The organism is Halopenitus sp. POP-27 (assembly GCF_029889855.1).
Lineage (GTDB): Archaea > Halobacteriota > Halobacteria > Halobacteriales > Haloferacaceae > Halopenitus > Halopenitus malekzadehii.
In genome coordinates this window covers 64081-76389 of the sequence record NZ_JARANU010000001.1, presented here as the reverse complement: position 1 = coordinate 76389, position 12309 = coordinate 64081, and the positions used below count along the sequence as shown (strand labels likewise).

Annotated in this window: 14 protein-coding genes; 10 read left to right on the top strand and 4 right to left on the bottom strand. The window is 65.4% G+C overall.

The annotated features are described in order from the left end of the window. The first annotated feature begins 90 nt into the window (after positions 1–90). The 10 genes from ahaH to OQF70_RS00400 all read left to right on the top strand — a co-directional run bounded on the left by ahaH (position 91) and on the right by OQF70_RS00400 (position 9648). Complete coding sequence (gene ahaH, locus OQF70_RS00445) at positions 91–423, top strand: ATP synthase archaeal subunit H (RefSeq protein ID WP_092812974.1); 333 nt, start codon at positions 91–93, stop codon at positions 421–423. Between the two features lie 4 nt (positions 424–427). Beyond that, positions 428–2566 (top strand): V-type ATP synthase subunit I, encoded by a 2139-nt coding sequence (locus tag OQF70_RS00440; RefSeq protein WP_280535489.1) that lies wholly within the window; start codon positions 428–430, stop codon positions 2564–2566. Positions 2567–2798: 232 nt separating this feature from the next. After that, on the top strand, positions 2799–3053 hold the full coding sequence (locus tag OQF70_RS00435) for a hypothetical protein (protein ID WP_092812980.1): 255 nt from the start codon (positions 2799–2801) through the stop codon (positions 3051–3053). 22 nt (positions 3054–3075) lie between these two features. After that, entirely contained in the window at positions 3076–3654 is a 579-nt protein-coding gene (locus tag OQF70_RS00430) for a V-type ATP synthase subunit E (RefSeq protein WP_280535268.1), read from the top strand. Beyond that, positions 3651–4697 carry a V-type ATP synthase subunit C gene (locus OQF70_RS00425; protein ID WP_280535267.1) on the top strand — a complete coding sequence of 349 codons (1047 nt, stop codon included), beginning with the start codon at positions 3651–3653 and terminating at the stop codon, positions 4695–4697. Before OQF70_RS00430 ends, OQF70_RS00425 begins: the two co-directional genes overlap by 4 nt. Then, positions 4694–5023, top strand: a complete 330-nt coding sequence (locus tag OQF70_RS00420) for a V-type ATP synthase subunit F (protein ID WP_280535266.1) — start codon at positions 4694–4696, stop codon at positions 5021–5023. Before OQF70_RS00425 ends, OQF70_RS00420 begins: the two co-directional genes overlap by 4 nt. A 1-nt stretch (position 5024) precedes the next feature. Beyond that, complete coding sequence (locus OQF70_RS00415) at positions 5025–6797, top strand: ATP synthase subunit A (protein WP_280535265.1); 1773 nt, start codon at positions 5025–5027, stop codon at positions 6795–6797. 2 nt (positions 6798–6799) lie between these two features. Further along, the gene (locus tag OQF70_RS00410; protein WP_092812995.1) at positions 6800–8218 is read left to right on the top strand and encodes a V-type ATP synthase subunit B; all 1419 of its coding nucleotides are present in this window, start codon (positions 6800–6802) and stop codon (positions 8216–8218) included. A gap of 248 nt (positions 8219–8466) precedes the next feature. Then, positions 8467–9156, top strand: coding sequence for a V-type ATP synthase subunit D (locus OQF70_RS00405; RefSeq protein WP_280535264.1), 690 nt, complete (start codon positions 8467–8469; stop codon positions 9154–9156). A 111-nt stretch (positions 9157–9267) separates the two neighbouring features. Then, complete coding sequence (locus OQF70_RS00400) at positions 9268–9648, top strand: DUF6276 family protein (RefSeq protein WP_280535263.1); 381 nt, start codon at positions 9268–9270, stop codon at positions 9646–9648. A gap of 34 nt (positions 9649–9682) precedes the next feature. Here OQF70_RS00400 and prf1 read toward each other — a convergent pair whose 3' ends face one another. The 4 genes from prf1 to OQF70_RS00380 form a co-directional block, all read right to left on the bottom strand. Next, complete coding sequence (gene prf1, locus OQF70_RS00395; RefSeq protein ID WP_092813013.1) at positions 9683–10933, bottom strand: peptide chain release factor aRF-1; 1251 nt, start codon at positions 10931–10933, stop codon at positions 9683–9685. Between the two features lie 130 nt (positions 10934–11063). Further along, complete coding sequence (locus OQF70_RS00390) at positions 11064–11405, bottom strand: phosphoribosyl-ATP diphosphatase (protein WP_280535262.1); 342 nt, start codon at positions 11403–11405, stop codon at positions 11064–11066. Further along, positions 11402–11995 carry a pyridoxal 5'-phosphate synthase glutaminase subunit PdxT gene (pdxT, locus tag OQF70_RS00385; RefSeq protein ID WP_280535261.1) on the bottom strand — a complete coding sequence of 198 codons (594 nt, stop codon included), beginning with the start codon at positions 11993–11995 and terminating at the stop codon, positions 11402–11404. Before pdxT ends, OQF70_RS00390 begins: the two co-directional genes overlap by 4 nt. Positions 11996–12094: 99 nt before the next feature. After that, positions 12095–12256: a preprotein translocase subunit Sec61beta gene (locus OQF70_RS00380; protein ID WP_092813019.1), complete on the bottom strand. Its 162-nt coding sequence runs from the start codon at positions 12254–12256 to the stop codon at positions 12095–12097. Between the last annotated feature and the right edge of the window lie 53 nt (positions 12257–12309).

Here is a 12309-nt window from a genome sequence, read left to right as displayed (position 1 = left end):
GACTACGGACGGAGAGGTGACCCCGTAGCTGCCGATGGCTTTCGCAAACACCTTATACGTCGCTGCTGGAACTTCTGACGATTAGTGAGTATGCCGAGACCAGAGGTGCTCGAACGAGTGACGGAGGCCGAACGCGAGGCGGACGACATCATCGCCGAGGCGGAAGCCGACGCCGAGGAAACCCTCGCCGAGGCCCGCGAGCGGGCGGAAGAGATCCGCTCGACGGCCGAGGCGGAGGCGTCCGCGGAGGCCGACGAGCGGCTCGACGCCGCTCGCGAAGAGATCGAGTCCCGGCGTGAGGAAATACTCGAAGACGGACGCGCCGATCGAGATGCCCTCGAGTCGGATGCACGGGACCGCATCGACGAGGCGGTCGACTACGCGATCGACCGGTTCGAGGAGGCGGTGAATGCTCAGGCCTGAGCGGATGAGCAAGGTGTCGGTGACGGGCTCCAAGCGCGTCATCGACGACGTCATCGAGACGGCCTATGAGCATCACTCGCTGCACGTCACCGACTACGACGGTACCCACGAGGGGTTCGAACCGGGTGACTCCCTCGAGGGCGCCGAGGAGGTCAACGACCGCCTCGTCACCGTCCGGTCCCTCGAGAGCATCCTCGAGGTCGACGACGAGGATGCCGGGCCGACGGGCGTCCTCGACGACGAGGAACTCGAGGCGGAACTCGTGGACGTCCGCGAGCGCGTCAACGAGCTCACCGACCGGCGCGATGAGCTCCGCGACCGCGTCCGTGATCATCAGGAGGAGATCGACCGGATGGAGCCGTTCGCGGAGCTCGGGATCGACCTCGATCTGCTCCGCGGCTACGACACCCTCGAGGTCGTGGTCGGCGAGGCGAAAGCCGACCCCGTCGAGGACGCGCTCGCCGCGGCCGACGGCATCCGGGCCTTCGAGGTCTTCTCGGGCAACGGGGTCATCGCAGCCTTCGCGTATCCCGCCGAGGGAGCTGACGAGGGCGTCCTGCAGGACGCCCTCGTCGGCGTGGACATCGCCCTGCTCGAGGTCCCCGAGGCCGAGACGAGTCCGACCGAGTACGTCGACGATCTCGCGGCCGAAAAGCGCGAGATAGAGGCCGACCTCGAGGACGTCGAGGCGGAGCTCGATTCGGTCAGGGAGGAGGCCGCCAGCTTCCTCCTGCGCGCCGAAGAGCAGCTCACCATCGAGGCCGAGCAGAAGCAGGCGCCGCTCTCGTTCGCGACGACGGAGAACGCCTTCATCGCCGAGGGCTGGATCCCGACATCGACGGTCGAGGAGTTCGCGGCGGCCATCGACGACGCGGTCGGCGACCACGCCGACGTCGAGGAGATCGAGCGGGCCGAGTTCACCCCGGATGGGGACCATCACACCGAGGCCGTCGACGCCGAGGGCCACGAAGCCGCCACCGACGGCGGCCACGAGGCGAGCGAGGACACGCCGCCGGTCGTCCAGAACAACGGCGACATCGCCGGCCCGTTCGAGCTGCTCGTGAAGAGCTTCGGTCGGCCGCAGTACGCCGAGTTCGACCCGACGCTGCTCGTCTTCCTCACGTTCCCGCTCATGTTCGGCTTTATGATCGGGGACCTCGGGTACGGCGTCCTCTATGCGGGCCTCGGCGTCTACCTGTACAAGTCCTTCGAGGGAACGATCCGCGAGATGGGCGCGATCGCCATCTGGGCCGGTCTGTTCACGATGCTGTTCGGCGTCTACTACGGATTCGACGTCTTCGGGTACCACGCCTACCCCCACTTCGGATTCGAACACTGGGCGATCTCGAAGGGACTCGGTCCCGGCGCGACCGAGTGGGCGCTGAGCTGGCTCGTGCTCAGCGTGCTGTTCGGCATCCTGCACCTGAACGTCGGGTTCGTCCTGTCGTTCCTGAAGAACTACCGGATCCACGACCTCGAGCACGCGCTCTATGAGGGCGGCTCGTGGCTGCTGCTGCTCAACGGCGCGTGGCTCTGGATCTTCAGCCAGCACGTTGCCGGGCCGAAGCCGGCGTTCCTCTTCGACTCGATCTCCGTGCTCACGCTCGGCGCCGTCGAGTTCTCCGGCTTCCCGGTCGTCGTCGGGTACCTCGGGCTAGCGCTTGCGGGCGTCGGTGCCCTGCTGTTGGCCATCGGCGAACCCGCAGAGCTCGTTGAGGTGCTCTCGCCGATCGTCAACGTCGTCTCCTACGCCCGGATCATGGCCGTGCTGCTCGCGAAGGGCGGGATGGCGCTGGCCGTGAACCTGCTCGCGTTCGGCGCGTACATCGGTGAAAGCGGTGAGGGGAGCTTCCACTTCATCTTCACCCCGAGTCATCTCGAGTACGTGCAGAACCATCCGGACTCCTACGAGCTCGTCTTCGCGGGACTGACGACCTCCGCCGAGATGCCGATCGTCGGGCTCGTCGTCGGCGTGCTCGTCGCGATCGTCGGGCACATCGTCGTGCTTCTGCTCGGAATCACGTCCGCGGGCATTCAGGGCGTGCGTCTCGAGTACGTCGAGTTCTTCGGCAAGTTCTACGAGGGCGGCGGCGAGGCGTACTCCCCGTTCGGCCACGACCGGGAGTACACCGCGAACGAGTAGTCGATCGTCGGCCGCCCGTCGGGCTTCCATCGGTGGGGCACGACGTTCCGTCGATCGAGGGCGTTTTTTGCATCGATCGGTGTTCCCCGGCCACACCTCGGTGTGTGTATTCCTCACAACCGTCGCTTTGAGCGGTTCTCGCGGTCGTTTTCGTCGTTCGTTTTGGGAAGTTTTATGTCTCCAGTAGGGGGAATACGAACTGTTCGGAGACGAGCACCCACAACTACTACCAATGTTTGAAGCTACCAGCGAACTCGGGAACGTCGTACTGCAGGAAGGTCAAGGCACGCTCACGAACCCGTCCGCCGCCGCCGCACTCGCGGTCGGTCTCGCGGCGCTCGGCGCGGGCTATGCGGAACGTGGTATCGGATCCGCGGCCGTCGGCGCGATGGCCGAGGACGAGGGGCTGTTTACGAACGGCCTCATCCTGACGGTGCTGCCTGAAACGCTCGTTATCCTCGCGCTGGTCGTCGTTTTCCTGGTCTAACCAGCCCCCCTCTTTCCAACCAATGAGTTTGGACACCGTCGTTGAGGACATACGAGAAGAGGCCCGCGCGCGTGCGGAGGAGATCCGCGAGGAGGCCGACGCGGAGGCCGAGGAGATCATCGCCGAGGCCGAGGCCGACGCCGAGCGCATCCGCGACCAGAAGCTCGCGGAGGCCGAACGGGAGATCGAACGGGAGCGCGAACAGACGCTCTCGTCGGCCAAACTCGAGGCCAAACAGGAGCGCCTCGGTGCTCGTCGTGACGTCCTGGAGGACGTCCGCGAGGACGTCGAGACGGCGATCGACGAGCTCGATGACGATCGCCGCCACGATCTCACCGAGACGCTGCTTGCGGCGACGCTCGCGGAGTTCGATGACGACCAGGAGGTCGTCGTCGCCACTTGCGAGGCGGACATCGATCTCCTCGAGGAACTCGTCGACGGCCGCGACGCCACGGTCGGCGAGCCCGTCGACTGTCTCGGCGGCGTCGTCGGCGAGAGCGACACCTCCCGCGTTCGCGTGAACAACACCTTCGACTCCGTCCTGGAGGACGTCTGGGACGACGAGCTCAAGAACCTCTCGGAGCGACTGTTCGACCAATGAGTGCCGTCGGCAGCTCGAACCCGGAGTACGTCGTGGCGAGGGTTCGCGCCCGCCGCGGCAAGCTGTACAGCGATGAGGAGTATCGCAAGCTCACCCGGATGGGGCCGGCCGAGATCGCCCGCTTCATGGAGGAGTCGACCTACGAAGCGGAGATCAACGCGCTCGGCAGCCGCCACGGCGGCGTGGACCTGATCGAGTACACGCTCAACCGCAACCTCGCAAAGCAGTTCGAGGGGATCCTCGACTGGAGCGAGGGGCGTCTCTACGACCTCATCGCCCGATACCTCCGGAAGTTCGACGCTCGAAACGTCAAGACCATCATTCGTGGGGTCTACGTCGGCGCGTCCACCGAGGAGATCGAGGTCGACCTCATCCGTGCCGGCGAGTTCGACGACCGGCGCATCCGTCGGCTCCTCGAGGCGGAATCTATCGAGGGCGTCATCGAAGCCCTCGATGACACGATATACGGACCGGCCCTCGAGGAGGCTTACGCCGACTACGAGGAGTCCGGAATCCTCGTGCCGCTCGAGAACGCCGTCGACCGGACGTTCTACGACCACCTGCTGTCGGGACTCGGCCGCGACGAACCGACCCGCCAGTACGAGGCGTTCCTGACGGCCGAGATCGACTTCCGCAACGCGCGGAACGCGCTTCGGCTCGCCCGGTCGGGTGCAGACATCGACCCCGCCGAGTACTTCATCGACGGCGGCGACCTCTTCACCCGCGACACGCTCGCCCGGCTCGCCCGGAACCTGGACGAGCTCGTCGAATACATCGCCGAGAGCCAGTACGCGGACGACCTCGGTCCCGCGCTGCGCGAGCTCGAGGATGCCGACAGTCTCATCGCGTTCGAACACGCGACCGATGCGGCACTGCTGGCCTACGGCGACCAACTCGGTACCATTCACCCCGTCTCGGTGACGCCCGTCATCTCCTACATCCTCGCCAAGGAGCGCGAGGTGCAGAACATTCGGGCGATCGCCCGCGGGAAGGAGGCCGGTCTGAGCGACGCTGAGATCGAGGAGGAACTGGTGATACTATGAGCCAAGAGATCGCCGTCATCGGCAGCCCTGAGTTCACCACGGGGTTCCGTCTGGCCGGCGTCCGGGCATTCGAGAACGTGCCGGACGATCGAAAGGACGAGGAGCTCGACGGTGCGGTCGAACGCACGCTTGAGGACGAGGGGGTCGGCATCATCGTGATGCACGAGGAGGACCTCTCGCACCTCTCGCGTGGCGTTCGAAAGCGCGTCGAAGGCAGCATCGAGCCCGTCCTGGTCACGCTCGGCGCGTCGGGCGCCGGCGGGGGCGGGCTGCGCGACCAGATCAAACGAGCCATCGGGATCGACCTGATGGATGAGGACGACTAATATGAGCAAAGCAGAATCCACGGAGACCACCGACAACGGTGTCATCCAGAGCGTGAGCGGTCCGGTCGTGAGTGCCCGCGACCTCAACGCCCGTATGAACGACGTCGTCTACGTCGGCGACGAAGGGCTTATGGGTGAAGTCATCGAGATCGAGGGCAACATAACGACCATTCAGGTGTACGAAGAGACCTCCGGCGTCGGCCCCGGTGAACCCGTCGAGAACACGGGCGAGCCGCTGTCGGTCGACCTGGGTCCGGGAATGCTCGACGCCATCTACGACGGCGTCCAGCGTCCCCTGGACGTGCTGGAGGGTAAGATGGACAGCCCCTATCTCGATCGCGGCGTCGACGCCCCCGGCATCGACCTCGACGAGAAATGGGAGTTCGAGCCGACCGTCGAGGAGGGTGACGAGGTCGCCCGCGGCGACGTCGTCGGCGTCGTCGAGGAGACGGTCACCATCGACCACAAGGTGATGGTGCCGCCGGACGCCGTCGAGGAGGACGAGACCGCGGAAGTCGTTGCGATCGAGGCCGGTTCATTCGACGTGACCGAGACCGTCGCCGAGCTGTCGAACGGCGTCGAGGTCACGATGCGTCAGGAGTGGCCGGTCCGTGAGGCACGGCCCACCGTCGAGAAGCAGACGCCCCGACAGCCGCTCGTGTCGGGCCAGCGCATCCTCGACGGCCTGTTCCCGATCGCGAAGGGCGGGACGGCCGCGATTCCGGGGCCGTTCGGCTCCGGGAAGACGGTCACCCAGCACCAGCTCGCGAAGTACGCCGACGCCGACATCATCGTCTACGTCGGCTGTGGCGAGCGCGGCAACGAGATGACCGAGGTCATCGAGGACTTCCCCGAACTGGAGGACCCGGCCAACGGCAACCCGCTGATGGCCCGAACCTCGCTCATCGCGAACACGTCGAATATGCCCGTTGCGGCGCGTGAATCCTGTATCTACACGGGCATCACGATCGCGGAGTACTACCGCGATATGGGCTACGACGTCGCGCTGATGGCCGACTCCACCTCGCGGTGGGCGGAGGCGATGCGCGAGATCTCCTCCCGACTCGAGGAGATGCCCGGCGAGGAGGGATACCCCGCGTACCTCGCCGCCCGGCTCGCACAGTTCTACGAGCGCGCCGGCTACTTCGAGAACATCAACGGGACGGAGGGGTCCGTCTCGGCGATCGGTGCGGTGAGCCCGCCCGGCGGGGACTTCTCCGAGCCGGTCACCCAGAACACGCTGCGCATCGTGAAGACGTTCTGGGCGCTCGATGCGGACCTGGCGGAGCGCCGCCACTTCCCGTCGATCAACTGGAACGAGTCCTACTCGCTGTACAAAGATCAGCTCGACCCCTGGTTTCAGGACGAGGTCGCCGAGGACTGGCCCGACAAGCGCCAGTGGGCCGTCGACGTGCTCGACGAGGAGACCGAACTCCAGGAGATCGTCCAGCTCGTCGGCAAGGACGCCCTGCCGGAGGACCAGCAGCTGACCCTTGAGGTCGCTCGCTACCTCCGTGAGGCATACCTCCAGCAGAACGCCTTCCACCCGGTCGACACCTACTGTCCGCCGGAGAAGACGTACCTCATGTTGACGACGATCGAGACGTTCAACGACGAGGCGTTCGCGGCGCTTGAGGCGGGCGTTCCGGTCGAGGAGATCATCGACACCGACGCCCCCCCGAAGATCAACCGGATCGGCGTCCAGGACGACTACGAGGAGTACATCGAGGATCTCAAAGCCGAGATCACCGAGGAACTCCGGAGTCTCTACTAACAATGAAAGAGTACCAAACCATCACCGAGATCAGTGGCCCGCTGGTGTACGCCGAGGTCGACGAGGCGATCGGGTACGACGAGATCGTCGAGATCGAGACGGCCCAGGGCGACACCCTGCGCGGCCAGGTGCTCGAATCCTCGGAGGGCCTCGTGGCCATCCAGGTGTTCGAGGGCACGAGCGGCATCGACCAGAACGCGTCCGTCCGCTTCCTGGGCGAGACGATGAAGATGCCCGTCACCGAGGACCTCCTCGGGCGGGTGCTCGACGGATCCGGCCGGCCGATCGACGGCGGTCCGGAGATCGTCCCCGAGGAGCGTCAGGACATCGTCGGCGCGGCGATCAACCCCTACTCCCGGGAGTATCCCGAGGAGTTCATCGAGACGGGCGTCTCCGCGATCGACGGGATGAACACGCTCGTCCGTGGCCAGAAGCTGCCGATCTTCTCGAGTTCCGGCCAGCCGCACAGCGAACTTGCGATGCAGATCGCACGGCAGGCGTCCGTGCCGGAGGAGGAGGAGGACGGCGAGGACGGTTCCGAGTTCGCCGTTATCTTCGGCGCGATGGGTATCACTCAGGAGGAGGCCAACGAGTTCATGCAGGACTTCGAGCGCACGGGCGCGCTCGAGCGATCGGTCGTCTTCATGAACCTCGCGGACGACCCCGCCGTCGAGCGGACGGTCACGCCGCGGATGGTTCTTACCACCGCCGAATACCTCGCCTTCGAGAAGGACTACCACGTCCTCGTCATTCTGACGGATATGACGAACTACTGCGAGGCGCTCCGGGAGATCGGCGCGGCTCGCGAGGAGGTTCCGGGCCGACGTGGCTACCCCGGATACATGTACACCGACCTGGCGCAGCTCTACGAGCGCGCCGGCCGGATCGAGGGCCGAGAGGGGTCGGTCACCCAGATCCCGATCCTCACGATGCCGGGCGACGACGACACGCACCCGATCCCGGACCTGACCGGCTACATCACCGAGGGGCAGATCTACGTCGATCCCGACCTGAACAGCCAGGGTCTGCAGCCGCCGATCAACGTGCTTCCCAGTCTCTCGCGACTGATGGACGACGGCATCGGCGAGGGACTCACCCGTGAGGACCACGCCGACGCGAAAGACCAGATGTTCGCGGCGTATGCGGAGGGCGAGGACCTTCGCGACCTCGTGAACATCGTCGGTCGCGAGGCGCTCTCGGAGCTCGACAACAAGTACCTCGACTTCGCGGACGCCTTCGAGTCGGAGTTCGTCGACCAAGGCTTCGACCAGAACCGCACCATCGAGGAGACGCTGGAGATCGGCTGGGACCTCCTGTCGATGCTCCCGAAGGACGCGCTCAACCGCGTCGACGAGGAGTTCATCGAGGAGTACTACCGCGAGGACGACTCCGAGCGCGAGATCGTCGAAGCGGCTGACTAATCCGCACACCGCTTTCGCCGAGACGCCGCCCGTTTCGGGCTTCTTTCACGCCGGAAACGGTCGTCCGAAGTCCGTCACTGTCTCCCCCGACGACGCCGATGAACACTCCGATAGCGGCTGCGCTGAGCGGGTAGCGACTGCGGCCACCACGGGTACCGAGGAGCCTGCGGAACCCCGGTTCACACGCCACCGTGACGCTCCGAACAGACAACTATTAACCTCCTGCGGGAGCAATCTCCCGCCAACAGATGGCCAAGGACGTCAAACCCACTCGGAAGAACCTCATGGCGATCGAGGATCGCATCCAGCTCTCCGAGCGGGGCCACGATACCCTCGAACAGAAGCGGGACGGCCTCATTATGGAGTTTATGGACATCCTCGATCAGGCACAGGACGTTCGCTCCGACCTGGGTGAGGATTACGAGACCGCCCAGCGCAAGATCGATATGGCGCGGGCGATGGAGGGCGACGTGGCGGTCCGCGGCGCGGCCGCGGCGCTGAAGGAACACCCGGAGATCACGACCCAGTCGAAGAACATCATGGGCGTCGTGGTCCCCCAGATCGAGTCCTCGAAGGTGCAGAAGTCGCTTGACGAGCGCGGTTACGGTCTGCTCGGCTCCTCGGCACGGATCGACGAGGCCGCCGATGCCTACGAGGAACTGCTCGAGACGATCATCCTCGCGGCCGAGGTCGAGACGGCGATGAAGAAGATGCTCGAGGAGATCGAGACGACCAAACGCCGCGTCAACGCCCTCGAGTTCACGCTCCTCCCGCAGCTCTATGAGAACCAGGAGTACATCGAACAGAAGCTCGAGGAGCAGGAGCGCGAGGAGATCTTCCGTCTCAAGAAGATCAAAGCGAAAAAAGAGGAGGAGGAAGCCGAAGCGGAGGCCGAGGCCGAGTCGGATGCAGCCGCCGAAGCGGTTTCCGCGGACTGAGGCGCCTGCCCCGTCGTTTGGGTTCGCGCTCGCTTCCGGTTCGGTTTCCGCGTTCGCTCCCGGTTTCGATCCTGCGTCCTTTTATCGTCGCTCAGTCCCCATCGATCCCGTATGTCCTGTCCCGACTGTGGGGGCGACCGCGTCACGCTCCGAGTCCCCGCCGACCTGCGTGATCACGCCGGTTCGGAGACGGTTGCTGTCTGTCGTGACTGTCTCCGCGTGCAGCCGATCGACGCCGGTGCCGCCGAGCCAGCCACTCCGAGCGCCGTCGACGAGTCGATCCCGGACGGCGACGGCGGCGTGGCGTTTCTGCTCGCCTGCGGCAAACTCGGCTCGCTGGCGCTCCACCGCCCGGCGATCGTCGAGCTGTTCGAGTATGCCGAAGCCGCTGGCGTCGACGTCTATCTGACGCTCGACCGGCTGGCAGATACGGTCCCGAACCCGCATTTCGACGTGTCGAGACGAATGGAACAGGTTGACGAGTTTCTCTAGCCGGGACTCGATCGTCGAAGGAGGATCGTCGAGTCTAGACGCCGGTCGAATACCGGAGGAGGCCGGCGGTCCCGCCGAAGGCGTCCAGCAGCTGCTCGCCCTTCTCGAAGTCCGTGGAGATGAACTTGGTCTCGGTGCCGCGCTGTTCGGCGATCGCCATCAGATGCTCAATGACGTCCTCACGCTCCTGAACGGCCGCCTCCTCGCCACACTCGGCACACTCGTGGTCCGGGGTGGAGTGGCGGCTGTCGACCACCTCGAACTCCTCGTGGCCGTTGGGACACTCGTAGACCACGACGTCGGACCGAAGGTCCTCCGAGAGGAGGAGGCGGTCGACCGACCCCATGATCAGGTTCCGTCGGGTCTGCTCGAAGCCGTAGGTCGCCTTCTCGCCGGTGTGGAGGTTCTCGAAGAACTCCTCCATCAGGTTCTTGTCCTCGACGATCGCCTGGTCGGCAAGCGCCTCCTGTCCGGCGTCGACGAGGTCGTAGAGGCCGGATTCGTCGGTGTAGGAGACGTCGAACTTGCCGAGGACCGTGTCCTGGAGCTCGTGGTGGAGATAATCGCCGTCGAGGAACTCGTCCTTCGTCGGGGAGGGGCCGCCGACCAGGATCCCGTCCAACTCGTGTCGTTTCGGGACGAAGAGGTCGTTCGCCATCTCCGCGACCTCCTGGTAGAAGTTGTCGATCGCCTCGAGCCGGAGGCGGGCGAACCGCTGTGCGGACTGGCCACCCTTTCGCTGCTTGCCCGGCACGAGCGAGGAGGCGGACTTGACGGGCTCGACGCGTTTGCCCTTCAGCCAGCCAACGTTGGCCTCCCGGCGATCGAGGACGATGAGCCCGAACAGGCCCTTGTCCGCGAGCATATGCTCGAGCGGCTCGGTGAGAAAGTCCGAGTCACAGTGATACCGGAACGACTCGATCGGGTCCGGCGGCGACTCGAGCGTCTTCGTCACCATCTCCGTTCGACCGCCGCCGGAGTCGACGGCGCCCGAGAAGATGACGATCCCGTTCTCCGGAGGGAAGGTGTCGTAATACCGGAGCCGGTCCTTGATACTGGTCAGAGCGTCCTGCACGTTCGTCCGGGTCTGTTTGGACTTGATGTTCGACGCCTCGCTGTGTTCCTGGGTCACGTGGGCGACGACGTCGGAGATCTGTTTGTCCTCGGGGATGTAGATCGTGACGAGCTGGGTGCCGGAGCCCTCGTACTCCTGGAGCTCCTCGATGACCTTGCGGAACTCGTATTTCCGCCGGTCCTCGGTCGTCCCCTCCGTCTCTGTACTCATTGGGTAGTCATCGCCGCGCTGGCGGTAAGTATGCTTTGACCTGCCCGTTCTCGGGGTACGGTCCGGCCGTCCTCCGCGCCGAAGCGGGATCGGCGTCAGCGTCTCCCCACGCTCGTCTGACCGTGTTCGGCTAGCCGAACCGCGACGCGAGCTCCTCCCGGAGGTCATCGACGTCGAGGTCCTTCATCTCGAGGAGGACGAGCAGGTGGTAGACGAGATCCGCGCTCTCATAGAGCAGCTCCGCCTCGTCGTCGTCCTTGGCCGCGAGGATCGTCTCGGTGGTTTCCTCGCCGAGCTTCTCGAGAACCGCGTTCTCCCCCTTCTCGTGGGTGAACAACGAGGCGGTGTACGACCCTTCGGGGAGATTCCGTTTTCGCTGTTCGATCGTCGCACACAGCTCGTCGAGGACGTCGTCGGCGACGTCCGTGTCGGCCCCGGCCGACCCCTTGCCGCGTCCCGGCTCGTCGCTCATACGCCCGCCTCCAGCTCCGGGAAGAACGCCAGGTCGTGGATCCGCGGATCGTCGGTCAGCTCGGGGTGGAACGAGCAGCCGACGATCGGCCCGTCCCGAACGAGGACGGGCCGGTCCTCCCAGCTCGCCAGCACGTCGACGCCCTCGTCGACCGCATCGATGAGTGGCGCGCGAATGAAGACCGCGTGGAAGGGATCGGCGAGACCGTCCACCGCGAGCGGCGCCTCGAAGGAGTCCGCCTGTCTGCCGAACGCGTTCCGGTCGACGGTCGCGTCGATCAGCCCGAGCGTCTCGACGCGGTCGTCCTTGGCGTCCTGCGAGAGCACGATGAGCCCAGCACACGTCGCGAGCACGGGTTTCTCGGCGGCGACGTGGTCGCGGATCTCCGTTGCGATCCCCTCACGATGGATCAGTCGCGAGATCGTCGTCGACTCCCCGCCCGGACACAGGAGGACGTCACAGTCCGGGAGGACTCCCGACTCCCGGACCTCGACGACCGCAGCCGGTTCGTCGTGGGCAGCGGCCGCACGCCGGATCGCCGCGGCGTGTTCCGACACGTCGCCTTGGACGGCGAGGACGCCTGCTTTCATACTGATCACTGCGCGTGCGGCTTTCAAAAAGGGCGCGTTCTCGGCCGCCTGCGTCGATTCCACCCGGGTGTGCGTGTTGTGACCGTTCGGCTCGACCGCTCAGACCATCAGCGAGACGAGCTGGACGAGCACGCCGAACAGGACCGCGAAGGCGATGACCGTTTTCGGATCGATCCTGATCGCGTCCCGGCCTTCGGAGTCGAAATACCGGACCAGTCCCGCGCTGGACATCAGTCCGCCGGAGTTTTGACCGCTGCTCATAGCCGTTCCTCCGGTGGCCACTCGCGTAAACGTTTCGACACGGTCGCCACACG